We start from the raw sequence: 26,856 nt of genomic DNA on the forward strand, positions 1-26,856 counted from the left end.
CGAGATCCTCGCCAAGGTCCGACTCGTTCAGACCAGTGTGAAGAAACTCGTCAATAACAACGTGAAGTAACGCAATCGGGATCACGAGACACTAGGGTGGGGGCGGCGGCGTACGGAGCGCTCGGCGCACCGCCCGTCGGCGCCGTCACCGGAAGGGAATGCTGAGCCGGGAACCTCCGGGGCCGGACGCCGGAATCCGCTTGGCCTCGGCCGTGTCCTGGTGCCAGTCTGCGGGCTCGGTTCAATGCCCTGAACCGAGCCCGAGCCCCCCAGCCATCTTCGAGGCGTGCCCCAGGCGCCATGCGTGGGCGGGCGACCAGTACTGGTGCGCAATTCGGTACTGCCTAGAGTTCGATTGGGCGGTAAGCGAGAGCCTGGTTCACTACTTCTTCCGCTGTCAATGGAGGGTTGGAGTAGTAGATCAGGTCCGACACCCGTGGATGGAGAACGCTCGCCTTCAGTTCTTCTAGGAGACGATCCTCCTCTTCTTCCGGGAGTCCGGCATCGATGAGCTGCTGAACGATGCGAACGAGGTCCGCATGTGACTTCTGCGGCATGACTTTGTCATCCTCCGGGTCGGCATCTACTGTCATTTTCCGAAATGATACCCGCCATCCAGTATTTCCTTATGGTATCGCGGTGTGACAACGATGATGTTATCTAGGTCGTAGACCCCGCCGCCACGCTGGATGGGCTGGACGTGATGAAGCTCGTACCTCCCCCTGCCGCCTGCCTGCTGTCCTGTCACCGTGAACGGCGCCTTGCCATCCGACATTGCGGTTTGAGCTGACGAGGAGAACTGCTCGGCCAATTCCGGATTCTTTGATACCTCATTCCAGAAAGCTGCGCGGAACTCGTTGAAGCTATTGAACTGCCTCCCTTGTAGTGCTCTGGCGACTTGTCCAGGGATTCTTCCAACGTTTCCTTCGGATCCCTTCAGCCATCTACCGTTGACATCTCGCAGCGAGTGCCCTCCCGTCACAGATCCTGCGGAGTTTCTGAGTTCTTCGGCACTCTTTCGGGCCCCAAAGCATGGCGTCAAACCCAGTGGGTCGATCCACGCGTGAGGGTTGTCGACGTAGGCAGCCGGATTGGGCGCCGGGATTAGGCCCAGGGGGTCCGGGGTCAGGTAGCGTGCTGTTTCGGGGTCGTAGTGGCGGAAGTAGTTGTAGTGGAGGCCGGTTTCGGGGTCGTAGTACTGGCCTGGGAAGCGTAGGGGGGTGTAGGTGGTGCTGTTTGTTGCCCAAGCCGTTGTGCCCCAGAGAGTGCTTCGGGTGCGCCAGACTATTTCGCCCTGCTCGTCGATAAGTTCGTTTGGGGTGCCGACTAGGTCGGTAACGATGGCGAAGAAGCGGGAGTCGATCTCCTCTTGGGGGGCGTCGGCTGCGGTGATGCGCTCCGTTTGGGCTAGGGGGCGTAGGCCCTGGTGGTCCCAGGTGAGGGTGACCGGGTTGGGGAGATCCGCAGATGTGGTGGTCTGTTCGCAGAGGGTTGTGCCGTCCCAGGTGAAGTCGATGCGCTCCAGGACTGTTTCGCTGTCCTCCTCCAGGCGGAGCTTTGCTGTGCGGCGGCCCAGGGGATCGTAGGTGTAGCGCCAGCGGGTGCCGTCCGGGGTCACCACCGACGTCAGGCGGTCCTCGGCGTCCCATTCGTAGCGCCAGGTGTCCGGCTTTCTCGACAGGCGGGTCTTCTGGCGGAGGGTGATGCGGCCCAGGGCGTCGTGTTCGTAGCGGACGTCGCCGGCCCGGGTGATGCGGGTGCCGGTGTAGGTGCGGGGGCCCGTTGCCTCCTGGCCGGGGTGGGTCGTGGGCCAAGTCGCCTGGGTTTGGTTGCCTGCCTCGTCGTAGGCGTAGCGTTCCGTCCAGTCGGCCGCGTGGACCGCCGTCACCCTGCCGGTCGCGTCCAGGTCGAAGCGGCGGGTGCCGGACAGGTGGTCGTCTATGCCGATGACGTTTCCGTCGGCTCGGTAGGTGTACGCCCGGTGCTGGACCATCCGGCCCTCGGCGCCCGTCACGGACTGGGTCGTCAGGCGGCCCATCGCGTCGAAGGTGTGCTCCAGCGTGACCGTTCCGCCGATGCGGCGAGTGAGTTCTCGGCCTGCGGCGTCGTATGTGAAGTCGATCGAGCGGCCCGACGAAACCATCCCCGTACGGCCGCCTGCTGCGTCGTACGACCACGTGGAAACCGCGCCTGTCGGCGTCGTACGGCCCGTGCGGCGGCCCAGATCGTCGTACATGTGCGTCACCGTGCGGCCGTTGACCGTCTCCGAGTGCAGGCGGCCGTAGCGGTCACGCAGCAGCGTCAGTGTCGTGCCGTCCGGGCCCGTCGCCTGGGCGAGCTGGTCCGTGAAGTCGTACGCATACGTCGTCACCTGGCCTGCAGCGTCCTTGCGGAGCACCTGGCCCAGTTCGTTCCGCTCGAAGCAGACGACCTCGCCAAGCGTGTTCCGTCGGCTGAGAAGGCGACCAGCCGCGTCGTACTCGTACGTCAGCGTGCGGTCGTCGAAGTCCTTTTCCGACAGGAGGCGGCCGGCTGGGTCGTAGGCGTACTCCCACGTCAGGCCCTGTGGATTCGTGACCTTCGTCAGGCGTAGTTCCGTGTCGTGGGCGAACTCGTAGCGGACTCCGTCCGGGCCCGTGCGGGCCGCCAGCAGGTCGAAGTGGGTGTGCTCGAAGCGGTTCACTCCGCCGAGCGGGTCGGTGTGGCTGGTGCAGTTGCCTTCGCCGTCGTATGTCCAGGTCTCCGTCGTGCCGTCGGGGGCTGTGTGGCGGGTCAGGTGGCCCTCGATCGACCACTCCAGGCGTGTTGTGGCGCCGGTGGGATCCGTAAGGGTGGTTGTGTGGCCGAGGGCGCTTCGTTCGTAGCGGGTCACCGCGCCCAGCGGGTCCGTTACCTCGATTGGGAGGCCTGCGCGGTCGCAGACGACCGTTGTCGTGTTGCCGCGCGGGTCCGTCACCGCCGTCAGATGGCCGGCCTCGTTGTACGCGAACCGGGTCGTCTGACCGGCCGGATCCGCGATCGATGTGCGGTTGCCCCGGTCGTCGTACGTCTGGCGGATCACCGTGCCGTCCGGGTTCGCCACCTTCACCGGCAGGCCCAGTTCGTTGTACTCCGCCCTCGCCTCGCGGCCGGCCGGGCGGATGACCGAGATGAGGTTGCCTTCGGCGTCGTAGCGGAACGTTGCCGTGTGGCCCAGCGGGTCCGTCGTGGAGAGCAGGCGGTTGTGGCGGTCGCGGACGTAGTGGGTGGTCGCGCCCAGTGGATCGGTCTCCGCCACCACCTGCCAGGCGTCGTTCACCAGGTAGCGGTGGTAATGACCTTCGCTCGTGGTTGCCGTCGTCGTGCGCAGGCCCGTTGTCGGGTCCGGGTCCTCGTATGCCAGGCACAGTGCCATGTGGCCCGCCGAGCCGCCCTCCGCGACGCAGCGGTCCCGGTCGTCGTACTCGTATGTGTAGGAGCGGTCGTTCGTGTCTGTCCAGGATGTGATGCGGCCCGCCCCGTCGTAGGCGAAGCGGAGTGGCAGGCCCGAGGAGTTGATGACCTCCGTGAGGTTGCCGTCCGTGTAGGCGAAGCGTTTCAGCTCCTCGCCTGTCGCGGTCAGGTGGTACGCCGTTACGCGACCCGCGTCCGTGCTGACACGGATACCCTGGCCAGCGCTCGTGAAGACGCCCAGCGGGGTGCCCTCGGCGTCGTACTCGAAGGTGATCCAGTTGCCGTTGCGGTCGTCGATCTGTTCCAGGACCGCCAGGTCGGGGCCGCGATCCGCGAAGTGCCAGGTGCGGCGCGTGCGTGGGTCTGTGATCGTGTAACCGCCGTCCACCCGGTCCAGGGGGAGGCGGGGGCCGTGGCTCGCCAAGGTGGGCACGCCCGGTGCCGGATGTGGGTACGACAGGAGCAGGCCGTCTTCCGTGACGTAGACGACTCCCTCGGCGTCGATCTCCAGGCGCTGGTCCAGAGTGGAGGACCAGGACGGGCCGAACCAGCGGCCCAGGCGGTAGCCCGACTCCACCCGGCGGGTCAGGAGCAGCGGCAGCGTGCCGGGGAGGGTGACGTCCGTCTGCGGCAGGTACATCTTGCCGGTGGCCACATTGACCGGGTCGCCGCAGCCCTTCGTACTGCTCTCGTCGTGTGAGTGCTTGGCCGGGTCTTCGTCGACCTCGTCCCGGGCGGTCTTCCCGGCCGCGTCCTTCGCCCCCGCCCGCGCCTCTCGCCCCGCCACCCCTTCGGCCGCCGAGCGCACGAGCCCCGCCTCCGCCGCGTCCCGCGCGAGCCCGATCTCCATCCCGGCGCCGTCGCCGAGGAAGAGCTGGGGCAGCGCGCGGCCGCCGAACTCGGCCGGGTCCTTGCGGAACTCGGTCCACATGTTCTTCAGGGCGCGGTCGGGATGTGAACCGGCGGAGACCAGGCCGGAGAGCGTCATGCTGACGTTCTGCAGGTATTCGGCTGGGTGAGTGATGTTGTACGGGTCGGCGGGGTCCAGGCCGCGGACGAAGCCGATCAGGCCGGCGGTGCCTTTGACGATGCCGCCTGCGAAGTGGAGCGCCTCGGTGTTGAGGGCGCTGGCGCCGTCGAAGGCGTCCGCCTTCAACCGGGTGAGCGCAGGTGGCTCGGCGGGGGCGTGGGCCAGGGCCTTGTCCACGGCCTTGGCGGCGGTCCCGGCGGCTTTGCTGCGCTGTTTGCGGGCTTCGTGGAGGACTTCCCGGGCACGTTCGATGTCGGCTGTGCCCGGGTCCTGGAACTTGCCCGGGCGCGGGCCGGGGTCGTCGCCCGATTTCACGGCTGTGTTGTAGGCGTCGACCTTCTTGTTGTACGCGTCCGCCGCCTCCTTGGAGGCGTGCGTGCCCTTCGTGTACAGGGCGATCGCGTGCGTAGCCTGCTTCAGCGCCCATTCGACAGTATCGGCGTAGGTGTCCAGAGCCGTGGCAGCGCCTCCGCAGGCGTCCGCTGCCTGCAGCCACTTCACGGGGTGCATGGCGAACTTCTTGCGGAAGGCGTCGGCCGCCTCGCCCTGCCAGGACGAGGAGTCCAGCTTCCGCATGCCCTGGCCGACGTTGTCGAAGGCGGTGTGGAAGGCCTTCAGGTCTTTGGCGGAGGACCGGATGGCCGTCGGGGAGCCGTGGACCAGTTCTCCGGCGATGTCGGTTTCGCCGAGCTGTTTCTCACCCGGGGTCGCGCCCAGTTCGGAACCGACGTAGTCGCCCGTGGTCCTGACGATGTCGGCGTACGTGTGGGCGCCGACGTGGTCCAAGAGGTCACCGGCGAGATCGGCCCCCTTCTCGATGCCCTTGCCGACCAGTTTCTTGCCGGAGTCGTAGAGATGCTCGCCCTCGTCCAGGAGTGAGTTGGTGACATCCCCGAGGCCCATCAGCCCTCACCGCCCTGCTGCTCGGCGGCCTTGGCCCGGTCCTCGGCAGAGGGGCCGAAAGCCACGTTCAGGTACTTCTTCCACTCGGCGTCCGACACACCGCTGGGCCTGACGCCCATGTTGTCCGCGGCCTGCGAGGTCAAGAAGTCGTGGTCGGCGTCCTTCCAGCCCTGAATGCTGCTGTCCCAGGCCTGGTCGAAGGACTTCTTGCTGTAGTCCGGGTGCATGTACGAGTCGGCGGTGCTGTCAGCCCACTGGCCCCAGCTCATCTTCTCGACGTCGGCCTCAGAGGCGTGCGGGTTGCCCACCAACGAGTTCGCGCCGACCCTCAAGGTGCCACCGACGTACTGGTCCGTCTCGTAGAGCGTGCCCGCCGACAACCCCACCTCCGACGCGAAGGCGTTGCCCTCCGCCACCAGGGCGCGTACGCCCCATTCCCAGCGCTCGCAGAACGACGTGAACTTCGACGTCAGGTCCTCATGGCCCAGCTCCATCCCGGAGAGTTCGAGGATCGAGAAACCCCGCCCCGCACCCGCCGTGCCGACGAGGCCCAGGTCCTTCAACTCGTCCAGCGTCTGGGTGATGCCCTGCGCGATCAGGTCCAGCCCCTCGGCCTTGATGTCCTTGCCGCCGCCTTTGTCCCCGCCCTTGGCCCCGCTCATCGCGGTATCTCCCCGTTCGTCGCCTGGACAGCCCGGTCAATGGCCGCCGCATCCGGCACGATCCCCACCACCGGCGGGAACAGCACCCCTTCGCCCTCGCTGCCCACATCCAGGGCGACCCCGCAGGGCACCCCCACTGCCGGGACGGCGGCATCCAACAGGCGTGCCCCTAGCCATCGTTGGTACGCCCACTCCCGCTCGCCCTCACCCCGCGCGAGCGCGAAACGGGCCAGGGCCGACTCGTTGGAGAACGCGTAGATCCAGCGGATGCCGCCGTAGTCGCCCGTCAGGGGTCCCTCGTCCTCGTCCACCGGTACCAGCACAGCCGTACGCCGGAACTCGCCCAGCAGCACCGCGAACTCGCGGCGCCTGCGCTCGACCTCGTCGGTGGAGGGAACGCCGGGCGGGGGCATGCCTGGCGAGGAGTGGGGTTCCCCTTCGTCCGGTGCGGGCACGTCCACGTAGTCGTACAGCCGTGACCTGGGTATTCGTGTGGTCGAGTCGCTGTCGCCCCCGTGTTCGGACATGCGTCGGATCATCACACCGGCGCGTTCTGGATCGCAACGCGCAGGGGGAGTACGGCGGACAGGTCGGCCGAATCCCGCCCTCGTCGGCGGCCGAGCTACGGCACGATCAGGTGCAGGCCGGAGCAGTCGTCGCCGCCGGACGGGTCGGGGGTGTACAGCCAGTAGACGCTCGCGAGCAGTAGCGGTGTCAGTAGTACGGCGAGTACCGCGAACGCGGTGGTGAGGCCGCGTCGTTCGGTGCGGGGCAGGGCGGCGAACGCCAGCAGCGCGGCGACGGCACAGGCGAGGCCGGCCCACGAGGTGGCGTACATGCGTGCCGAGGGGCCCAGGTAGCGGCAGTGCTGGAAGGTGTCGGAGTCCCAGGTGACGCGGGCGACGAGCAGTGCGGCGGCGAGGGCCGTCGCCAGGGGGACGAGGAGTGCTCTTCGGGTCATTCTTCCGACAGCCCCTCGCACAGCTTGCGCAGTACCGTCCCGCACCGGCGGGCGTACATGTGCTGCAGGCCTCGGGTGGCCGGGCCGCCCGCCTTGGCGTACCACTTGGCGCCCCGGCTGAAGGCCGCCACCGTCAGCCATACCGTGCCGTCGCCCGTGCGGTCGACCACGAAGGCCTCCTCGCCGCACTCGGGGTGGCCTTCCAGGGTGCCGTAGGCCCAGCCGGCCCGGCGGGATTCGTCGATGGTCCAGATGATGCGGCAGGGGGCTCTGATGACTCCCGCCAGGGTGACCGTGACATCGACGGCGGGGGCCGCGCGGTCGGCGCCGGCGTCGATGCCCACGCCCAGGGCGCGGTGCATCTCCCAGGTGAGGACCGCGTCGGCTGCCCGTCGGAAGAGCTTTTCGCCCTCGCCGAGGCGGGTGCGGACGAGCAGGGGGTGGAAGCCGGGCGGGCAGTACGTCAGGTCGTCGCGGGTCGCGCCGACCGGCTCGTAGGTGAAGGGCGCCGAGGACATGGGTCACAAGGGTAGGGCGGCACCCGGGATGTCTTCCTCCCGGGTGCCGCCCTGTCTCAGCTGTGTGTCCGTCAGCTGACGTTGACCGCCGACCAGGCCGCCGCCACCGTCTTGTACTCGGTGCTGCTGGAGCCGTACAGGTCGGCCGCCGCCTGCAGGGTGCCCGAGCGGGCGTCCGAGTAGTTGGTGGTCGAGGTGAAGTACGTGGTCAGCGCCTTGTACCAGATCTGCAGCGCCTTGTCCCGGCCGATGCCGGTGACCGTGGAGCCGTCGGACGTGGGCGAGTCGTAGGACACGCCGTTGATCGTCTTCGAACCGCTGCCCTCGGACAGGAGGTAGAAGAAGTGGTTCGCGACACCGGACGAGTAGTGGACGTCCAGGTCGCCGACGGAGGAGGACCAGGAGTCGGCCGAGCTGCCGTCCTTGCTGGGCTTGTCCATGTAGCGCAGCGGGGTGCCGTCGCCGTTGATGTTGATCTTCTCGCCGATGAGGTAGTCACCCTTGTCGGACGAGTTGTTGGCGTAGAACTCCACGCCGGTGCCCATGATGTCGCTGGTGGCCTCGTTCAGGCCGCCGGACTCGCCCGAGTAGTCCAGGCCCGCCGTGTTCGCGGTGACGCCGTGGCTCATCTCGTGGCCGGCCACGTCCAGCGAGGTCAGCGGGTCCTTGTTGCCCGAGCCGTCGCCGTAGGTCATGCAGAAGCAGCCGTCGTCCCAGAAGGCGTTGACGTAGTTGCTGCCGTAGTGCACGCGGGAGTAGGCGCCGACGCCGTCGTTCTTGATGCCGCTGCGGCCGAAGGTGTTCTTGTAGAAGTCCCAGGTCTCCTGCGCGCCGTAGGCGGCGTCGGCGGCGGCCGTCTGGTCGCTGGAGGAGGTGGAGGCGGTGCCGGTGCCGAAGGTGTTGGTCGAGTTGCTGACCAGGGTGCCCTTGCCGGACGTCTTGCGGGCCAGGTTGTACGTCTTGTGGCCGCCGCGCGTGGCGTCGGTCAGGTTGTACGACGAGCCCGACTGCGTGGTGGTGAGGCTGACGGTGCCCGAGTACAGCGTCTTGCCGGTGCCGGTCGCGTTCTCGATGCCCTGGTACTCGAAGAGCTTCTTGCCGGTCGCGGCGTCGGTGATGACGTGCAGCTGGTTCGGGGTGCCGTCGTCCTGCAGGCCGCCGACGATCGTCTCGTAGGCGAGGACGGGCTTGCCGGAGCCGGCCCAGATCACCTTGCGGGCGCCGTTCGCCGAGGACTTGGCGGAACCGAGGGTCTTGGCGGCGGAGACCGCCTGCTGCTCGGCCTTGGCGGCGGTGACCTGCGGCTTGAGCGAGGCCACCTTGATCGTCGCCTTGGTCGCTCTGGTGACGCCCTCGGTCTTGCCGGACTTGGCGGTGTGCACGACGAGGTCGCCGCCGAGCACCGGGAGGCCCGCGTAGGTGCGCTCGTAGCGGGTGTGGACGGTGCCGTCGGCGTCCTTGACGACGTCCTTGACGACCAGCTTCTCCTTGGCGCCGAGGCCCAGTTGCTGCGCGGTCTCGGCCGCGGCGGACTGGGCCTGCTGTATCAGGGAGATGTGGGCGGAGGCGGACAGCGCGGCCGGGGCGGCACCGGGCGTCGCGCTGCTCTTGGCGGCGGCGGTCGCGCTGGTGGCCAGACCGGTGGAGATGAGGGCTCCGGCGGCGACGGCGGTGGCGACGGCCAGAGTGGTGCGCTTGTGACGCGCATAGAGGGGGCTCACGCAAGCTCCTTCTCGTGGGGGAGTCCGGTCAGCGTGGGGTTACTGGCCGGAGTGATGTGGTGAAGCTCTGCGGCGGGTGAAGGAAGAGTGACACCAGGGGCGCGTACATGTCAGGCCCTGAAGTGATGTTGGCCGAAAATCGTCTGTCCGAGAAACGTTGCAGGGGTGTTAACGGGCGCCGTCCGAGGGTGCCGCACCCTCGAACGGCGCCCGATTTCCGGGCTTGTTGCCGACGATTTACGGGAACGTCAGCTTCCATCCGTTGATCGTTCCGGTGTCGTACGTGGCCTGATCCTGCACCCGCAACTTCCAGGTGCCGTTGGCGGTTTCGGCGGCGGCGTTGACCGTGTAGGTCTGCTTCACGTTGTGCGCCGAGTCCGAGGAGCTGAAGTTCTTCAGCCGGTAGGCGGTGCCCGACGGGCCGACGAGATCGATCACCAGGTCGCCCCGCCAGGTGTGCGTGATGTCGACGCTCACCTGAAGGTTGCTCGGTGCGTTTCCGGTCCTGCCGGAGACCGTGATGGCCGAGGTGACAGCCGGCCCGTTGTCCGGGATGGCCACCTGGGTGTTGCTCTCGTACGTCGAACCGCCGCCGTCTCCGCCGCCGGAGCGCGCACCGACCGCCACGCCCGCCCAGGCGTCCTGCACCGCCTTGTACTCGGTGCTGGAGGTGCCGTACAGCTCACCGGCCGCCGCGAGGGTGCCGGTGCGGGCGTCGGCGTAGTTGGTGGTGGAGGTGAACTTGGTGGTCAGTGCCTTGTACCAGATCTGCAGCGCCTTGTCCCGGCCGATGCCGGTGACCGGAAGCCCGTCCGCCGTCGGCGAGTCGTAGCTGACGCCGTTGATCGTCTTGGCGCCGCTGCCCTCGCTCAGCAGGTAGAAGAAGTGGTTGGCGACGCCCGAGGAGTAGTGCACGTCGAGGTTGCCGACGCCCGAGTACCAGGAGTCGGCCGAACTGCCGTCCTTGCTGGGCTTGTCCATGTAGCGCAGCGGGGTGCCGTCGCCGTTGATGTTGATCATCTCGCCGATGAGGTAGTCACCGACGTCCTTGCTGTTGTTGGCGTAGAACTCCACGCCGGTGCCCATGATGTCGCTGGTCGCCTCGTTCAGGCCGCCGGACTCGTCGCTGTACTCCAGGCCCGCGGTGTTGGAGGTGACGCCGTGGCTCATCTCGTGCCCGGCCACGTCGAGGCTGGTCAGCGGGTCCTGGTCGTTGGAGCCGTCGCCGTAGGTCATGCAGAAGCAGCCGTCGTCCCAGAACGCGTTCACGTACGAGCTGCCGTAGTGGACGCGCGAGTAGGCGCCGACGCCGTCGTTCCTGATGCCGCTGCGGCCGAAGGTGTTCTTGTAGAAGTCCCAGGTCTCCTGCGCGCCGTAGTGGGCGTCCGCGCCCGCGGTCGCGGCGTTCGACGTGGTGCCGTTGCCCCAGGTGTCGTTGGACTGCGAGAACAGGGTGCCGGTGCCCGAGGAGCCGTGGTTGAGGTTGTACGTCTTGTGGCCGCCGCGCGCCCCGTCGGTCAGCGTGTACGACGAGCCCGAGTGCGTCGTCGTCAGGTTCACCTGCCCGCTGTACTGGGTGTTGCCGACGCCGGTCTCGATGCCCTGGTGCTCGAAGAGCTTCTTGCCGGTCGCGGCGTCGGTGATGACGTGCAGCTGGTTCGGGGTGCCGTCGTCCTGCAGTCCGCCGACGACCGTCTCGTAGGCGAGGACGGGCTTGCCGCTCGCCGCCCAGATCACCTTGCGGACGGAGTCGGCCGCCGACCTGCTGCCGCCGAGGGCCTTGGCCCGCTGCACGGCCTGCTTCTCGGCCGCGGCCTTCGAGACGGCCGGGGTGAGGCCGGCGACCTTCAGCGTGGCGCCGGTGGCCTTGATGACCTCCATGGTCTTGCCGGACAGGCTGTCCATGACCAGGTCGCCGCCGAGCACCGGCAGGCCCGCGTAGGTGCGCTCGTAGCGGGTGTGCAGGGTGCCGTCGGCGTCCTTCACGACGTCCTTGACGACCAGCTTCTCCTTGGCGCCGAGGCCGAGCGAGCGCGCGGTGGCGGCCTTCGTGGCATCGGCGTGACGTATCAGCTCGACGCGCTGCGAGGGGGTGAGCTTGACCGCGACATGGGCCGGATTCACCTTGCCGGGCTGCGGCTTCGCCGGTGTGGCGCTGGCCGCGCCCGCCTGGACGGCGGCGGCGATCAGGGCGGCGACGCCGGCGAGGGCGACGGTGGCGGTGCGGTGGTGCGCCGTGGGGCGCTGCGCTGTGTGGGAGGTGCGTCTGCGAGAGGAACTGCTTCTCAACACTGACTCCTTCTGCGTGACCGCGGGTCGCGCGGCCAGGGGAGACCGGACGGTGGGTTTGGGACGTCCGGGCAGAACAGGGCGTTACGCGGAACCACGTGCAGGCCGAATCTGCACAGCGGGTGGAGCCGTGGGGTTGCTGTGAGTCGGCCTGGGAAGAGTGACAGGGGATCAGCGCACCTGTCAGGACCGCATCACAAACTTGGCTGGAAATGGTCCGTTGACCGGATGTTCATGTTCGATATGCGAACTCGTCACCAGGGGTGGGGTCGGGGCGGCTATTCGGGCGGGGTACCAGCCGGAGCGGGTACGCGTCGAACGCGTCCGAGAGCGGCGTGGCGATCTCCAGGTCGCCCACCACCTCGGGGATGCGCGTGACGCGGGCCGTACAGGCGGGCCCGTGTGACGACTCCCCGCGGGGTCACCAGCCAGCAGGTGCTGGGTCTCGGCGACTCGGTCGGGTGGAGCACGAAGGCTCCCGCCGAGCGGGCGAGCGCGGCGGAGAACTCCGCCTCCGCCGGCTGCGGTCGGACCGAGTCCCGGACAGAGACGTCCAGGCACAGCGCCGGCGTCCGCGTGCGGGCGTTCGTGGGCAGCGGGCGTGAGGTCGGCGCGTCGTAGGTCGTGAAGTGCCGTCTCCCATCATGGAGTTGCTGTTCACCGGTGCCCGGTCGTGTCCCCGTGCCAGGTCCGCCACAGGGCCGCGTAGGCGCCGTCGGCCGTCACCAGGTCCTCGTGGGTGCCCAGTTCCGTCAGGCGGCCGTTCTCCATGACCGCCACCCGGTCGGCGTCATGGGCCGTGTGCAGGCGGTGTGCGATGGCGATGACCGTACGGCCCTCCAGCACGGCGGCGAGCGCGCGTTCGGCGTGCCGGGCCGTCGTCGGGTCCAGCAGGGCGGTTGCCTCGTCCAGGATCAGGGTGTGCGGGTCGGCCAGCACCACCCGGGCAAGGGCGAGTTGCTGGGCCTGGGAACCGTCGGTGGAGCAGCCGCCCTCCCCCAACGGGGTGTCGAGGCCGTCCGGCAGATCACGGACCCACTCGTCGGCCCCGACCGCCGTGAGCGCCGCCCACAGATCGCCGTCCGTCGCCTCCGGTTCGGCGATCAGCAGGTTGTCGCGGACCGTGCCGAGGAAGACGTGGTGCTCCTGCGTGACCAGGACCACCTGGCGGCGCAACAGCTCCGGCTCCAGTTCGGCGACCGGCACCCCGCCCACCGTCACGGTGCCGGCCCCGGGCCGGTCGATGCCCGCGAGCAGCCGGCTGAGCGTCGTCTTCCCGGCGCCGGAGGGACCCACCACCGCGAGCCGCTCCCCGGGCCGCACCGTCAGGTCCACGCCCCGCAGCACCTCGCCGCCGCGCTCGTACGCGTACCGCACCCCGCGCACGTCGATCCGGTCGTCCGCGGGGACCGGGGAGCCGGCCACGGCTTCTGCGAGGGGTGGCTGCGCCCTCTCCCCGCGGGGTGCCTCGGCCAGGCCCTCCACGCGGGCGAAGGAGGCGCTGCTGCTCTGCAGTTGCTCCACGCGCATCAGGATCTGGTCCAGCGGCTCGGTGAACTGCCGCAGATACAGCGCCGCGGCCACCACCGCGCCGACCCCGATCGCACCCCGCTGGTGCAGCCACCCGCCGAGCAGCAGCACGCCCACCACCGGCACGGTGTACGTCACCTCGATCGCCGGGAAGAACACCGTCCGCAGGAACAGCGTGTAGAGGCGGGTACGGCGGGACTTCTCCAGCGCGTCCCGGCTCGCCGCGATCCGCCGCTGCCGCAGCCCGAACGCCTCGACGGTCCGGGCCCCGGCCGCCGTGGCGGCGATGATCTCCGCGACCTCGGACGTGGCCGCGCCCTCCGCGAGATAGCCGTCCCGGGCCCGGCGCAGATACCAGCGCAGCGCCAGCCAGATCGGGGTCAGCCCGAGCAGCCCGAACGCCCCGAGCACCGGATCGAGCGCGAACACCGCGCCCAGCACGAACAGCGCCTGCACGAAGTTGACCAGCAGCTCCGGGCCGACGTCCCGCAGGGTGGTGCCGACGATCGCCACGTCCGCCGTACCGCGCGCCGTCAGATCGCCGGTGCCCGCCCGCTCCACCGCGGACGCGGGCAGCGCCAGCACCCGCTCGACGTACTCCTCGCGCACCCGGGCCAGCGTGCGCTCCCCGAACCGGTACCCCACATCGCGCGCCCAGCGGGCCAGCAGCACCTGGGCCAGCGCGCACAGCAGGATCCACGGCGCGAGCCGGTCCACCGCGCCGGCCCCGCGCCCGGCCCGCACCTCGTCCACGATCCGCCCGACCAGCCACGGCCCGACCAGCCCCGCCCCCGCCGCCAGCGCGTTCAGCAGCAGCGCGGCGGCGAACGCCCGCCCGTCGGCCCGCACCAGCCGCAGCGCGGCCCGCCGCACCCGGCTCCGGTCCGCGACCGGCAGCAGCCCCTCGCCCGCCGTCACCGTACGACCCCTTCCGTGTCCTTGTCCTTCTCCGTGTCCTTCTCCGTGTCCGTGTCCTGTTCCGTGTCCCGGGCGACGAGCGCCCGGTAGCCCGGCTCGGCCGCCAGCAGCCGCCGGTGCGTGCCGCTCGCCGCGACCTTTCCGTCGACCAGGAACACGACCGTGTCCGCGCGGTCCAGCACCAGCGGGGATGTGGACGCCACCACCGTCGTGCGGCCCTCGCGTGCCTCCCGCACACGCGCCGCGACCGCCGCCTCCGTGTGCGCGTCCAGCGCCGAGGTCGGCTCCACGGCGAGCAGCACCTCGGGGTCGGCGAGCAACGCCCGTACCAGCCGCACCCGTTGCCGCTGCCCGCCCGAGAGACTGCGGCCCTGCCCGGCCACCGGCGAGTCCGGCCCGTCCGTCAGTCCGCGTACGACGTCCTCGGCGGCGGCCGCGTACAGCGCACGGGCGAGCGCCGCCTCGTCGCGGGCCGGCCCGGCGGTCACGACCTCGCGCAGCGGTCCGGCGAACAGATCGGCCTCGTTGTCCGCGACCAGGATCCGCTGCCGTACCCGGGCGAGCGGGACCGCGTCCAGCCGTACCCCGCCCCAGGTGGCGTCGGTCGGCCCGAAGCGGCCGAGCCGGTCGAGCACGGCGGCGGCCTCGGCGGGCCGGGCGGCGGCCAGCGCGGTCAGCCGGCCCGGCACCACCCGCACCCTGGACGCCGGATCGTGCAGCTCGGCCGGTCCCTCGGGCGCGGGCCGCGTACCCGTGTCCGGTTCCGGCTCCAGCCGCAGCAGCCGTACGACCCGGCGCGCGGCCACCACACCCCGGTTCAGCTGGTAGGTCACCTCCACGAAGAAGGCCACCGGCCCGATCAGCACCGCCACATAGCCGTACACCGACACCAACTCGCCGATGCTGATGGATCCCTGGGCCGCGAGCCGGGCCGCCATCCAGGTCACCACGGCCAGAAACAGGGTGGGCAGGCCGACACCGAGCGCCTGCACCCAGCTGGCCACCGCGCCCACCCGGTAGCCCTGTGCCCGCAGCCGCTGCGAGTCCTTGCGGAAGGCGTCCGCGAACAGCCCCTTCCCGCCGAGCCCGTTGAGGACCCGCAGCCCGCCGGCGAGGTCGCCGATGCGGGCGGTGAGCACGCCCTGCCGTTCCCGGTACGCACTCTCCGCGCTCTGCAGCCGCACCGTCAGCGGCCCGGTGACCAGCGCCATCACCGGCAGCCCGAGCAGCACGACGGCGGCCAGCGGCACCGAGATCGTCAGCAGCAGCCCGGCCACCACCGCGTAGACCACGGCCGAGCCGACGCCCGGTCCGACCACGGTCAGCGCCGTCGCGATGGTCTGCACGTCGCCGACCCCGATCGTCACCACCTCACCGGCCCCGGCCCGGCGCGACAGCGCGTCCCCGAGCCGCGTCACCTGCTCCACGACCACCTTCACCGTGCGGAAGTTGGCGTCCATCCGCACCCGGGTCATGGTGCGGTGCCGCATGATGCTCACCCAGGCGTTCACCGCCCCGAGCACGAACATCGCCCCGGTCCAGCCGGCCAGCACCCCGAGCCGCCCCGGCACCAGCCCGTCGTCCACGGCCCGCGCCATCAGATACGGCTGCGCGGCCATCAGCACCAGCCAGACACTGCCCAGCAGCGCCCCGGCCACCGCCCGGCCCGGCTGGCAGAGCACCACCCACCACAGATAGCGCCAGCCGCCACGGGTGTCGGGTGTCCCCGGATCCTCGTACGCGTCAACCATCCGTCCCCCGATCGGCTCGGCCCTGTCTCGGCAAACTTCGAACCTATCGGGGGCGGTGAGGCCGGCTCCATCGATTAAGCAGGCCGGCGAGCGGGTGCTGCTCGTCCGCTCAGCCCAGGATCCCCCGGTCGTACCCCGTCGCCACCGCCGCCGCACGGTCGTTGACGCCGAGCTTGGCGTACAGGTGGGTGAGGTGGGTCTTGACCGTTGCCTCGCTGATGAACAGCTCGCGGGCGATCTCGCGGTTCGAGGTGCCCTTGGCGACCAGGACCAGCACCTCGCGCTCGCGCGCGGACAGCGGTTCGGCGCCGGGCCGGCGGGGGGTGCGGACCGCGTGCACCAGGCGGGAGGCGACGGCCGGGGAGAGGACCGTACGGCCTTCGGCGGCGGCGCGGACGGCGGTGAACAGCTCGTCGCGCGGCGCGTCCTTGAGGAGATAGCCGGTCGCGCCCGCCTCGATCGCGGGCAGTGTGTCGGAGTCGGTGTCGTACGTGGTGAGGACCAGGACCTTGGCGCGGGTGCCGCGCCGGGTCAGTTCACGGATGGCCTCCACACCGGAACCGCCGGGCATCCGCAGGTCCATCAGGATCACGTCCGGGTCCAGGGCCATCGTCCGGGCCACCGCCTCGACGCCGTTCGCGGCCTCCCCGAGCACCGTGAAGCCCGGCGCGGACGCGAACATGCCGCGCAGGCCGTCGCGGACGACCGGGTGGTCGTCGACGATCAGCAGCGAGATGGCGGGGTCAGTGGTCATCGCGCATTAACGGTACGCGAGCCGACACCGCCGTGCCGTGCCCCGGCTCCGACTCGACCGTGAGCGAGCCCGCGATGCGTTCGGCGCGGGCCCGCATGCCGTCCAGGCCGAAGCCTCCGATGGGGGTCCCCCCGCTCGAGCGAAGTCGAGAGTGGGGGAGGGTGCGCTCCGGTACGGCGGCCGGGTCGAAGCCGGTGCCGTCGTCGCGGATGTCGAGCGTGACCTCGTCGCCCATGAAGGACAGGGTCACCCCGACACGGGTCGGGCGGGCGTGCCGGGCCGCATTGGACAGGGCCTCCTGGGCGATGCGCAGCAGGGTCGCCGAGACCTCGTCGTGCAGCTGCTCGGTGGTGCCGGTGACCGTGAAGTCGGCGCGTACGCCGGTGCGTTCGGCCCATTCGGCGACCGTCGTCTTCAGCGCTTCCGGCAGCCCCTGGGCGGCGAGGGCGACCGGGGCGAGATTGTGCACCGAGCGGCGGGCCTCACCCAGGCTGTGCCTGGCCAGGGAAGAGGCGCGCTCCAGGTGGGCGCGGGCGGTGCCCAGGTCGGGGGCGTTCGCCACCACCTGGAGCTGGGCGATGATCCCGGTCAGGCCCTGTGCGATGGTGTCGTGGATCTCGGCGGCGAGCCGGCGGCGCTCGTCGGCGACACCCGCCTCCCGGGCCTGGACGAGGAGTTGGGCGTGCAGGGCCGCGTTCTCGTCCAGTGCCTGCTGCAACGCCGTGTTGGTGCGGCCCAGTTCGGCGATGGTCGCGGCCTGCTCCAGGGTGTGCGCCTGCTCCCGCTGGGCGTACCGGGTGAACACGCTGACCATGCCCATGTTGACGGCCAGGACGAGGAAGAAGCCGAGCCACAGGACCAGCCCGTGCGGCGGCCAGCCGCCCATCTCGCTGCCGGCCATGGTGACGGCGGTCAGGAAGAGGCCGGGCAGCACCAGGCGGCGGGGCAGGTCGATGCCGGCCGTGTAGTAGCCGGTCACGGCGTAGAAGGCGAAGAACGGGTTGATCCAGGCCAGCACGAAGCCGATGGCCCAGCGCAGGAGGTAGAGGCAGACATCGGTCCGGTTCGGAGCCGACCGCTTCCGCTTCACCCTCGCCCAGTACCCCTGCACCACGGCGGCCGCGGCCACGAGCACCGCGGAGACAGCCGCCCCGGACCGGTCCATGCCGACCGGGCGGGCGGACATGACCGCGGCGACGGTACCGGCCACCAGCAGCGCCCAGGGCCCCCAGGTGTCGAAGGCGGCCCGGGACTCCTGCTGCACGGCGATCTTCATGCCACCAGTGTCCGGCACGGCTCGCTCACTCCCAGCGGAACCAGCGGGCGGCACCGGCCGTCAGCAGCACCGTCCACAGCGCGAGCACGCCCAGGTGCGCCCAGCCCGGCCAGTGCCCGCCGGCCGCCTCGTCCAGGGCCCGGGCCGCCGCGCCGAACGGGGTCAGCTGGACCACCCGGGCCAGGGTGTGCGGCATGGACCGGACCGGCAGCCAGACACCCGCGCAGAACATCATCGGGAAGAACACCGCCGATCCGATCGCGCTCGCGATCTTCGTGGTCCGGGACAGCGCCGAGACGACGTTGCCGAGGGCGAGAGCGGCCGCCACCGCGAGGAGGAGGGCCAGCGCGTAGCCGGCCGGCTGCTGCGGCAGCCGTACGTCGAAGGCCACGCGGCCGACCACGACGGCGAGCAGCGCCGCGGCCAGGGCGACCGCGCCCTGCACGGCCATCTGCGCCGACAGCAGGGCGGAGGGCCGTACCGGGGTGGCGGACATCCGGCGCAGGATGCCCCGCTCCCGGTAGCCCGTCAGGGCCTGCGGCAGCGACTGCACCCCGGACATGAGCAGGGCGATCAGCACGGCCACCGGCACATAGGCGTCGATCGGCCGCAGCCCGCCCATCGACTTGTCGGCCTCCCGGAACGAGGGGATCGAGCCGAGGATGACCAGCAGCAGCGTCGGGAACAGGAAGATCCAGAAGACGGCCGCGGGTTCGCGGCGGAACAGACGGAACTCGGTGCGCAGCACGGCGGTGTTCATGCCGCGGCCTCCTTGGTGTGGCCTTCGGTGGTACGGCCTTCGGTGGTACGGCCTTCGGTCAGGTCGAGGAACGCGTCGTCCAGGGTGGCGTCGGTGACGCGCAGCTGGTGCGCGGTGATGTGGTGGCGGGCGAGCAGGGAGACGACGGCGTCGACCGTCTCGTCGGTGCCGGTGAGGGTGATCCGGCCCTCCCGCTGCTCGACGGAGGCGAGCGCGGGCAGCCCGCACAGCTCCCGCTCGTCCAGCGGCGCGGACGGTGTGAAGGACACGACGGTGGCGCCGGCGGAGCGCCGGATGAGCCCGGCCGGGGTGTCCAGCGCCGCGACCCGCCCCTGGTCGATGACCGCGATGCGGTCGCAGAGCCGCTGCGCCTCCTCCATGAAGTGGGTGACGAGCAGCACGGTGACACCGCTCGCCCGGACATCCTCGATGAGCTGCCAGGTGTCCCGGCGGGCGCGCGGGTCGAGGCCCGTGGTCAGCTCGTCCAGCACCACGATGCGCGGACTGCCGATGAGCGCCAGCGCGATGAACAGGCGCTGCCGCTGCCCGCCGGACAGCTTGGCGAACCGGGTGCCGAGCTTGTGCGTGAGACCCAGGCGTTCGGCCAGCGGCCGCCAGTCGGCCGGGTTCGGATAGAAGGCGGCGTACAGCTCCAGCGCCTCCCGCACGGTGAGCTTCGCCTGCAGTTCGCTCTGCTGCAGCTGGGCGCCGAGGATCCTCGCGACCTCGTCGTGGTCGGCGACGGGATCGTGACCGGCGACCCGGATCCGGCCGCCGTCGGGGACCCGCAGTCCCTCGACGCACTCCACGGTGGTGGTCTTCCCGGCGCCGTTCGGGCCGAGGATCCCGAAGATCTCGCCCTCCTCGACGGCGAAGGAGACTCCGTCGACGACGGCCCGGCCGCCGTACGACTTACGCAGATCGGTGACTTCGATGACGGATGGCATGCGTCGAGAATCCCGGTCGGGCGGGGCCCGGCACATCGGCCGGCCCGCTCGAAGCGGCATCGTCCGATCGGTTGATGCCGGGCTACGACCGAAACTCGGTGGGCGTTGTCAGTGCCGGTCCGTACGCTCGCGGTGATGGCCACGACACGTGCAACCACCCCGGAACGCTCCGCAGTTCGTACCCTGCTGCGGCTGTGGCCGTACGTCCGCCCCCTGCGGGCACGTCTGTTCACGGCCGCGTTCGTCGCGATCGTCGCCTCCTGCACCGGACTGGTGATCCCGCTCGTCCTCAAGTGGATGGTGGACGGACCGGTCGCCGGCCGGGACCCGGCGGGCGTCTGGCTCGGCGCGCTCTGCCTGTTCCTCCTCGGGATCGCCGAGGCGGTCCTGTTCGGCATACGGCGCTGGCTGGTGGCCCGTCCGCTGTCGCACATCGAGGCGGAGATGCGGGCGAGCCTCTACGGCCGGCTGCAGCGGCTGCCCGTCGCCTTCCACGATCGCTGGGCCTCGGGCCAGTTGCTGTCCCGTGGCACCACCGATCTGATGCTGCTGCGCCAGTTCCTCGCCTTCCCGATGACGTTCCTCCTGGTCAACGGGGTCACGATCCTCGTCGGCGTGGTGATCATGCTGATCCAGGACTGGGTGCTGGGGCTGGTCATCCTCGGCCCCGTGATCCCCGTGGTGTGGACCTGCGCGGTCTTCGAGCGGCGGTACGCCCTGGTGGCGCGGCGCGCACAGGACCAGGTCGGGGACCTGACGACGGTGGTCGAGGAGAGCGTGCTCGGCATCCGCATCATCAAGGGATTCGGCCGCCACCGCAGCCAGGCGCGGGCCTTTCGCGAACTGTCCGTCACCCTGCGCGGCACCGAACTGCGCAAGGCGCGGCTGCTCGCCACGATCTGGGGCGTCATCGTGACACTGCCCGAGCTGGCGATCGGGGCGGCGCTGGTGCTGGGCGCGATACGGGTCGCCGACGGCGGGCTGAGCGCGGGGACGCTGGTGGCCTTTCTCAGTACGGCGCTTGCTCTGCGGTGGCCGGTGGACTCGATCGGGTTCCTGCTGGCGATGAGCCAGGAGGCGGCCACGGCGACCGAGCGGTACTTCGAGGTGCTGGACGAGAAGCCCGAAGACGCCGTGGCCGCGGGCAGTCGTGCCGCCGCCGGGACGGCGGCAGCCGCCGTCCCGGCGAGCGACGGCCGACGCCCGCCCGGCACCGGCACAGGACTCCATTTCGACAACGTCCAGTTCCGCTACCCCGACGCACCCCCCGACTCCCCGCCCCTCCTGTACCGCATAGACCTCCACATCCGCCCCGGCGAGTCCATGGCCCTGGTCGGGGCGACCGGCAGCGGGAAGACCACCCTCACCGCGCTCGTCCCGCGTCTGCACGAGGTCACCTCGGGACGGATCACCCTCGACGGCGTCGACATCGCCGCGATGCCCCGCGAGGAGCTGCGCGCCAAGGTGGCCGTCGCCTTCGAGGACCCCACCCTGTTCTCGGCGAGCGTCGGCGAGAACGTCCTGATGGGCGCCGCGGACGGCGCCGGACAGCCGGACCTCGACCGCGCACTGGCCGTGGCCCAGGCCGACTTCGCGCACGCCCTGCCCCAGGGCACCGACACCCGCGTCGGCGAGCAGGGCCTCAGCCTCTCCGGCGGCCAGCGCCAGCGCCTCGCACTGGCCCGCGCGGTGGTCGGCAGACCGGAGTTCCTGGTGCTGGACGACCCGCTGTCCGCGCTGGACGTGCACACGGAGGCCGCCGTGGAGGCGGCGCTGCGCCAGGTCCTCGCCGACACCACCGCGCTGATCGTGGCCCACCGGCCGTCCACGGTGCTGCTCGCCGACCGGGTCGCCCTGCTCTCGGACGGCCGGATCGCCGCCGTCGGCACCCACCAGGAACTGCTGCGCACCAACGCCGAGTACGCGCATCTGATGTCCGGAGCCGCCGAGGACACGGAGGACCCCCGTTGACCAGCACGACCGCCGCCACGCCCCCCGCCGAGGACGACGAACTCCCCGGCCCGCCGGGCGCGGGCGACGGCGGCGGCGATGTCTTCGACCGGGACGTGCTGCCCGCCCCGCCCGGTGCCACGGCCGCCCTGCTGCGCTCCCTGCTCGCGCCACTGCGGGCCCGGGCCGTGGTGACCACGGTCCTGCTGCTGCTCCAGCAGGCGGTGTCCCAGCTGGGCCCGCTGCTGGTGGCGTACGCCATCGACACCGCCGTACCCGCGTTCCGGGAGCACCGGCACGCTCCGCTGACCGCGGTGGCCGTCGGCTATCTGGTGTGCGCGCTGCTCTCCGGCGGGCTGCAGTTCGCCTTCATCGAGACCTCCGTCCGGGTCAGCCAGGACGTGCTGCTCGATCTGCGGGGCCGGATCTTCCGGCACGCGCAGGCCCTGAGCATCGACTTCCACGAGCGCTACACCTCGGGACGGCTGATCTCCCGCTCCACGGCGGACGTCGAGTCGCTGCGCGAGCTGCTGGGCGAGGGCCTGCAGGAGCTGGTGACCGTCGTGGTGTCCTTCGTGTACATCTCGGCGCTGCTGCTGTGGCTGGACCTCGGTCTTGGCGCCCTCGCGGTGGCCTCCTTCGTGCCGCTGTACCTGCTCATCCGGCTGTACCAGCGGCGGGCGGGGCGGGTGTACCGGGTGCGGTCCACCGCGATCGCGGCGGTGATCGTGAAGTTCGTGGAGACGATGAACGGCATCCGTCCGGTGCGCGCCTTCCGCCGGGAGGCGGCGAACGACGCCGAGTTCGCCGTCCTCAACCGGCGGCACGAGCGCACGAACGGCGACGCCCTGCTGGAGATGGCCCGCTATGTGGTCGGCTCCCGGCTGGTGGCCAACACGGCGGTCGCGGGGATCGTGCTGTGGGGCGCCTACCGGGTGGCGTCGGGTTCGCTGGAACTGGGCGTGCTGGCGGCGGCCGTGCTGTATCTGCGCCGGCTGTACGACCCGATCGACCGGCTGGGCATGTTCCTGAACTCCTACCAGTCGGCCGCCGCCTCGCTGGAGAAGATCGCCGGGCTGCTGGCGCAGGCCCCGTCCGTGCCGGAGCCGTCGCAGCCGCGTGAACTCCCGCCGCTGAAGGGTGACTTCCCCGGCCGCGAGGTCGTCTTCGACCGGGTCCGGTTCGGCTATCGCACCGGCGGAGAGGTGCTGCCCCGCTTCGATCTGACCCTCCCGGCCGGGCAGACGGTCGCCGTGGTCGGGGCCACGGGCGCCGGCAAGTCCACCCTCGCCAAGCTCCTCGCCCGTTTCTACGACCCCTCCGAGGGCCGGGTGCTGCTGGACGGGGTGGACGTGCGCGAGCTGTCGGTGCCGGAGCTGCGGCGCGGGGTGGTCATGGTGACCCAGGAGGCGTTCCTGTTCTCCGGCACGGTCGCGGACAACATCGCCATCGGCCGGCCCGACGCGACCCGCGAGGAGATCGAGGAGGCGGCGAAGGCGATCGGCGCGCACGAGTTCATCAGCGCACTGCCCGACGGCTACGACACCGACGTCCGCAAGCGCGGCGGGCGCATCTCGGCCGGCCAGCGCCAACTGGTCGCCTTCGCCCGCGCGTTGCTCGCCGACCCGGCGGTACTGATCCTGGACGAGGCGACCAGCTCGCTGGACATCCCGGGCGAGCGGGCCGTGCAGCGGGCGATGGCGACGGTGCTGCGGGGCCGTACGGCGGTGGTGATCGCGCACCGGCTGTCGACGGTGGAGATCGCGGACCGGGTGCTGGTGATGGAAGGCGGCCGTGTCGTCGAGGACGGCCGCCCGGACGAACTGATCGACGGCACGGGCCGCTTCGCGAACCTGCACAGGGCCTGGCGGGACAGCCTGGCCTGAGACCCGCCGAAGACGTCCCGCGCCGGTGTCACGAGGGTTCGTTCCGGTCCGCTCGGGTTGGGCGGGCCCGGACGGCGGCCAGCCGCATGCGCAGGACGTACCAGGGCGTGGGCGGTATCCAGCCCAGCTGGACGGCCTGGCCGAGGTCGTCGCGGTTGGCCCAGTGCTCGATCAGCCGCCCGTCGGCGATGCGGCACCAGTGCGTCTGCGTGACGGAGAAGGTCTTCCCGGTCGCGGGGAACGCCCCGAAGGGCCGGGCGTTCTCGTCGTAGGTGACGAACGTACCGGTGTGGCGGGCCGACATGGTGGTGTGCAGGACGACGAGATCGCCCTCGGTCACCACCTCGTCGATCGTCCACCGCAGGCCGGAGTAGGCGGCGCGCAGCCACAGCGCACTGGCGTAGAAGGCCTGCGGTCCACGGCCCCGGGCCGCCGGCGGCTCGGCCCGGCTCTCACGGTTGACGGCGTCGGGGTGGATGAGCGCCTCGAAGGTGGCGGGGCCGCCCTCGCCCATCATGCGTACACAGCGGATGGCGACCTCACGTGCGGTGAGCTGAGACCCGGTCATGGCCGGCCCCTCCTCGAAATCGTCGGCGCGGCCCCCAGCGTCCCCGGACGGCATGTCAACCGGCTTACAGCGAGCCGTCACGGCAGCGCGGTGACGGTGTCGGTGAACAGGGCGACCATCTCGTCCCAGGCCAGGGGGGCGCCCTTTGCCGGAGGCAGCTGCGCGAGCAGCCGTCGCACCCGGTCCGCGAGGCCCGGTCCGGCGAAGCGCAGATAGCGGCCGGGATCGGTGCCGCCGCGTCCGGCGTGGTCGGTGACCGCGGCGTGCAGCCTCGCCGCGATGTTGGGAACACCGAGTACGGCCAGGGCGAAGACGCCCGCGTGGAGCGCGGCGAGTTCGTCGGAGCCGTTCGGCTGCCGTTCGAACACGGCGACCGCGCGCGCCAGGAGATCGAGGGCCCGGCGCGCCCCCGCGTCCGCCCCCGCCGGATCGGCCAGCAGATACCAGGCCAGCTGCAGATCGCTGATGGCCTCCCCCGAGGTGAAGCCGCAGTGCGCGGCGATCTCGCGCGCCCTGGTCAGGGTGGCGGCGACGGCCGGCATGTCCGCGTCCTGGAAATGGACCAGGGCGATGCCCCACAGCGCCGACGCACGCAGGAAACCCGGCGGATCCCGCCGGTCGCAGGCCGCCTCGAAGGCCAGTGCCGCGGCGCGCAGGCGCTCGCCGGCGTCCAGGTTCGCCAGGGCGTTGCAGCGGCGCAGATGCGCCTCCAGCAGCAGCTCGTCGTGGGCCGGATCGTCGTCGTCGAGCAGCACGAGCGCGGCGTCGGCGGCATCGAGCGCGGCGTCGACGTCCCCGGTATGGCCGGCGGTGAGGGACAGCCCGATCAACGCGGCCGCACGGTCCGCGGCGGGCGCGTCAGGACACGCGTCGAGGGCCTGTCGCAGCAGCTGCCGCCCTTTGGGCACCTGCCCTGTGTGCACCCACAGATAGCGCAGGGCGCCGATGGTCCGCAGGGCCTGAGCGGGGGAGTGCTCCAGGTCGTGGGCGATGCCGGCGTGGATGTTGGCCGGCTCGCCCGCCAGTGTCCGTACCGCCTCGCTGAACCGGGGCCCGGCGAACAGCGACGTCTGCTCGGCGACGAGGCAGCGCACCCATGCGGCGTGTGCTCGCAGGGTGCCGGCACGGTCCGGGTCGCGATGTCGCGGCAGTGTCTGCGGATCGTCTCCAGCAGGCGGTAGCGCACATGCGCCGAGGACACATCCGCGGAGAGCACGGATCGGTCGACCAGCGCCGCCAGACCCGCGAACACCGCGCCGTCCGCGTCGGCCGGGCACACCGCCGCGGCCGCCTGCCAGGAGAATCCGCCGTCGAACGGCCATAATCGCAGCAGCAGCGCCCGCTCCGTGTCCGGGAGCCGGTCCACGCTCCAGGCGATGGCGGCCACCAGCGAGTCGTGCGGGGACACCGAGCCGCGGGCGGGGGAGCCGAGGCCGTCGAACCGCTCCCGCACATGCGCGGCGATGTCGGCCAGGCCGAACGACCGTGCCCGCGCGGCGGCCAGTTCGATGGCGAGGGGCAGCCCGTCGAGCGCGGTGCAGATGGCGGTCGCCGCGGCGGTGTCCCGCGCGGTGGGTGCCCAGCCCGCGCGCACCGCCCGTACCCGGTCGAACAGCAGCTCCACCGCCGAGCCGTCCGCGCCGTCGATCGGCAGCGGTGCCAGTGCGAGCACCCGCTCGCCGTCCAGGCCCAGCGCCCATCGGCTGGTCGCCAGGATCCGCAGCCCGGGGCAGCGCGCCAGCAGCGGCAGCACGGCATCGGCGAGCGGGTCCACGAGGTGCTCGCAGTTGTCCAGCACCAGCAGCTGATGCCGGTCGGCGAGGACCCGGGCGACGGCGGTCAGCGCATCGCCGGACGGCGGTGTCCCACCGAGGGCCGCGGCGATCGCGGGCGCGATGCTCTCGGCGGCACGGATGTCGGCCAGCCGTACCAGCCGGGCGTCGGCACGGCCGGCGGCATGCTCGACGGCGAGCCGGGTCTTGCCCACACCGGCGGGCCCGGTGACGGTCACCAGGCGCGCCGCGCCGAGCGCCGCGTCCAGCGCCGACAGCTCCCGGGCCCGGCCGATCAGCCGCGTCAGGGGCCGGGGCACCGTCGGCTCCGGCGCCGGAGCCGACGATCGCGGTTCGTCCGGCCGCTCAGGCGCCGGCACGAGCAGCAGAGCCGGATCGTGCGCGAGCATGCGCCGCTCCAACGTCCGCAGCGCCGGGCCCGGTTCGGTGCCCAGCTCGTCGACCAGCAGCCCCCGCACGCGCCGCAGCTCCGCCAGCGCGTGCCCCTGCCGGCCGCTGCGGTACAGGCCCAGGGCGAGCAGTTCCCATCGCCGTTCGCGGTACGGCGCCTCGATCACCGACTGGCTCAGCGTGGCGACGGCGCCCGCGGTGTCGCCCCGGGCCAGCCGCGCGGCCTGCAGCTCCTCCACCGCGCTCTCCCGCAGCTCCGCCATGCGCGCCCGCAGCCCGCAGATGTGCAGGGACTCACCCAGCTCCGCCCAGGGACGGCCGCGCCACAGGGCCAGCGCCGACTCCAGCGTCCGCAGCGCACCGGAGGGATCGTCGTCGGTCAGCTGCCTGCTGCCACGCGTCACCCGCTGTTCGAACAGGCCGTGGTCGGTCGCCTCGGGCGCCAGCGCGAGCCGATAGCCCCGCGGGGCCGACTCCAGGCATCCGCGTCCGCGCGGGCCCAGCGCGCTGCGCAGGCGGTGCACCACGACCCGGATCGCGCCGGTGACCTCGGCGGTCAGCTCGGTGTCCCAGACCGCCTCGGCCAGCGCCGCGAGCGACACCGGCGCTCCCGCACCGGCCGCGAGCGCCGCCAGCAGCCGGCGTGGAACAGGGCCGCCGAGTTCGGCCCTGACACCGTCGATCTCTACTTCGATCGGGCCGAGAACCCGGCAGAAGATCACCAACTCACCCTAGCTGTAAGCCCGTTGAAACCCCACCCGGACACAGTGAGGAGCGCGGGATCCGACGCGATTCCGACCCCCTCTCGAAGGAGAAC

Annotated in this window: 20 protein-coding genes; 3 read left to right on the plus strand and 17 right to left on the minus strand. The window is 71.2% G+C overall.

From position 1 onward, the window contains the following. Nucleotides 1-344 precede the first annotated feature (344 nt). The 8 genes from AB0L75_RS37150 to AB0L75_RS37185 all read right to left on the minus strand — a co-directional run bounded on the left by AB0L75_RS37150 (nucleotide 345) and on the right by AB0L75_RS37185 (nucleotide 11,516). Nucleotides 345-593, minus strand: a complete 249-nt coding sequence (locus tag AB0L75_RS37150; protein ID WP_365190391.1) for a hypothetical protein — start codon at nucleotides 591-593, stop codon at nucleotides 345-347. Continuing rightward, on the minus strand, nucleotides 590-5,365 hold the full coding sequence (locus tag AB0L75_RS37155; protein WP_365190393.1) for a putative T7SS-secreted protein: 4,776 nt from the start codon (nucleotides 5,363-5,365) through the stop codon (nucleotides 590-592). The genes AB0L75_RS37150 and AB0L75_RS37155 overlap by 4 nt, the downstream gene beginning before the upstream one ends. Beyond that, on the minus strand, nucleotides 5,365-6,027 hold the full coding sequence (locus AB0L75_RS37160; protein WP_365190394.1) for a hypothetical protein: 663 nt from the start codon (nucleotides 6,025-6,027) through the stop codon (nucleotides 5,365-5,367). Before AB0L75_RS37160 ends, AB0L75_RS37155 begins: the two co-directional genes overlap by 1 nt. Further along, a complete protein-coding gene (locus AB0L75_RS37165; protein WP_365190476.1) occupies nucleotides 6,024-6,440 on the minus strand; it encodes a hypothetical protein in 417 nt (138 codons plus the stop codon). The genes AB0L75_RS37160 and AB0L75_RS37165 overlap by 4 nt, the downstream gene beginning before the upstream one ends. A 209-nt stretch (nucleotides 6,441-6,649) precedes the next feature. After that, nucleotides 6,650-6,988, minus strand: a complete 339-nt coding sequence (locus AB0L75_RS37170; protein ID WP_365190396.1) for a hypothetical protein — start codon at nucleotides 6,986-6,988, stop codon at nucleotides 6,650-6,652. Continuing rightward, nucleotides 6,985-7,506 (minus strand): DUF1990 domain-containing protein, encoded by a 522-nt coding sequence (locus AB0L75_RS37175; RefSeq protein WP_365190398.1) that lies wholly within the window; start codon nucleotides 7,504-7,506, stop codon nucleotides 6,985-6,987. Before AB0L75_RS37175 ends, AB0L75_RS37170 begins: the two co-directional genes overlap by 4 nt. Nucleotides 7,507-7,577: 71 nt before the next feature. Then, entirely contained in the window at nucleotides 7,578-9,227 is a 1,650-nt protein-coding gene (locus AB0L75_RS37180) for a M4 family metallopeptidase (protein ID WP_365190399.1), read from the minus strand. Between the two features lie 237 nt (nucleotides 9,228-9,464). Further along, nucleotides 9,465-11,516, minus strand: a complete 2,052-nt coding sequence (locus AB0L75_RS37185; RefSeq protein WP_365190400.1) for a M4 family metallopeptidase — start codon at nucleotides 11,514-11,516, stop codon at nucleotides 9,465-9,467. A 402-nt stretch (nucleotides 11,517-11,918) separates the two neighbouring features. On the opposite strand from AB0L75_RS37185, the gene AB0L75_RS37190 reads away from it, so the two are divergent. Next, the gene (locus AB0L75_RS37190; RefSeq protein WP_365190401.1) at nucleotides 11,919-12,137 is read left to right on the plus strand and encodes a hypothetical protein; all 219 of its coding nucleotides are present in this window, start codon (nucleotides 11,919-11,921) and stop codon (nucleotides 12,135-12,137) included. Nucleotides 12,138-12,173: 36 nt separating this feature from the next. On the opposite strand, the gene AB0L75_RS37195 is transcribed toward AB0L75_RS37190, so the two are convergent. The 6 genes from AB0L75_RS37195 to AB0L75_RS37220 form a co-directional block, all read right to left on the minus strand. Further along, on the minus strand, nucleotides 12,174-13,964 hold the full coding sequence (locus AB0L75_RS37195) for an ABC transporter ATP-binding protein (protein ID WP_365190402.1): 1,791 nt from the start codon (nucleotides 13,962-13,964) through the stop codon (nucleotides 12,174-12,176). Next, a complete protein-coding gene (locus tag AB0L75_RS37200) occupies nucleotides 13,961-15,715 on the minus strand; it encodes an ABC transporter ATP-binding protein (protein WP_365190403.1) in 1,755 nt (584 codons plus the stop codon). The genes AB0L75_RS37195 and AB0L75_RS37200 overlap by 4 nt, the downstream gene beginning before the upstream one ends. A gap of 109 nt (nucleotides 15,716-15,824) precedes the next feature. Then, complete coding sequence (locus tag AB0L75_RS37205) at nucleotides 15,825-16,469, minus strand: response regulator transcription factor (protein WP_365190405.1); 645 nt, start codon at nucleotides 16,467-16,469, stop codon at nucleotides 15,825-15,827. Continuing rightward, entirely contained in the window at nucleotides 16,459-17,745 is a 1,287-nt protein-coding gene (locus tag AB0L75_RS37210; RefSeq protein WP_365190407.1) for a sensor histidine kinase, read from the minus strand. The genes AB0L75_RS37205 and AB0L75_RS37210 overlap by 11 nt, the downstream gene beginning before the upstream one ends. Before the next feature lie 25 nt (nucleotides 17,746-17,770). After that, the gene (locus tag AB0L75_RS37215) at nucleotides 17,771-18,505 is read right to left on the minus strand and encodes an ABC transporter permease (RefSeq protein ID WP_365190408.1); all 735 of its coding nucleotides are present in this window, start codon (nucleotides 18,503-18,505) and stop codon (nucleotides 17,771-17,773) included. Continuing rightward, nucleotides 18,502-19,452 (minus strand): ABC transporter ATP-binding protein, encoded by a 951-nt coding sequence (locus AB0L75_RS37220; RefSeq protein ID WP_365190410.1) that lies wholly within the window; start codon nucleotides 19,450-19,452, stop codon nucleotides 18,502-18,504. Before AB0L75_RS37220 ends, AB0L75_RS37215 begins: the two co-directional genes overlap by 4 nt. A gap of 135 nt (nucleotides 19,453-19,587) precedes the next feature. Here AB0L75_RS37220 and AB0L75_RS37225 point away from each other — a divergent pair, with 135 nt between their 5' ends. Both AB0L75_RS37225 and AB0L75_RS37230 read left to right on the plus strand, forming a co-directional pair. Then, complete coding sequence (locus AB0L75_RS37225; protein ID WP_365190412.1) at nucleotides 19,588-21,423, plus strand: ABC transporter ATP-binding protein; 1,836 nt, start codon at nucleotides 19,588-19,590, stop codon at nucleotides 21,421-21,423. Beyond that, a complete protein-coding gene (locus tag AB0L75_RS37230) occupies nucleotides 21,420-23,288 on the plus strand; it encodes an ABC transporter ATP-binding protein (RefSeq protein ID WP_365190414.1) in 1,869 nt (622 codons plus the stop codon). The genes AB0L75_RS37225 and AB0L75_RS37230 overlap by 4 nt, the downstream gene beginning before the upstream one ends. Nucleotides 23,289-23,316: 28 nt before the next feature. On the opposite strand, the gene AB0L75_RS37235 is transcribed toward AB0L75_RS37230, so the two are convergent. From AB0L75_RS37235 to AB0L75_RS37245, 3 genes are all read right to left on the minus strand, one after another. Next, nucleotides 23,317-23,856, minus strand: coding sequence for an ester cyclase (locus tag AB0L75_RS37235; protein ID WP_365190416.1), 540 nt, complete (start codon nucleotides 23,854-23,856; stop codon nucleotides 23,317-23,319). Between the two features lie 77 nt (nucleotides 23,857-23,933). Next, the gene (locus tag AB0L75_RS37240; RefSeq protein ID WP_365190418.1) at nucleotides 23,934-24,686 is read right to left on the minus strand and encodes a hypothetical protein; all 753 of its coding nucleotides are present in this window, start codon (nucleotides 24,684-24,686) and stop codon (nucleotides 23,934-23,936) included. After that, nucleotides 24,683-26,761, minus strand: a complete 2,079-nt coding sequence (locus AB0L75_RS37245; protein ID WP_365190419.1) for a BTAD domain-containing putative transcriptional regulator — start codon at nucleotides 26,759-26,761, stop codon at nucleotides 24,683-24,685. The genes AB0L75_RS37240 and AB0L75_RS37245 overlap by 4 nt, the downstream gene beginning before the upstream one ends. Nucleotides 26,762-26,856: the final 95 nt, after the last annotated feature.

The organism is Streptomyces sp. NPDC052101 (assembly GCF_040680235.1).
In the GTDB taxonomy this organism is placed as follows: Bacteria; Actinomycetota; Actinomycetes; order Streptomycetales; family Streptomycetaceae; genus Streptomyces.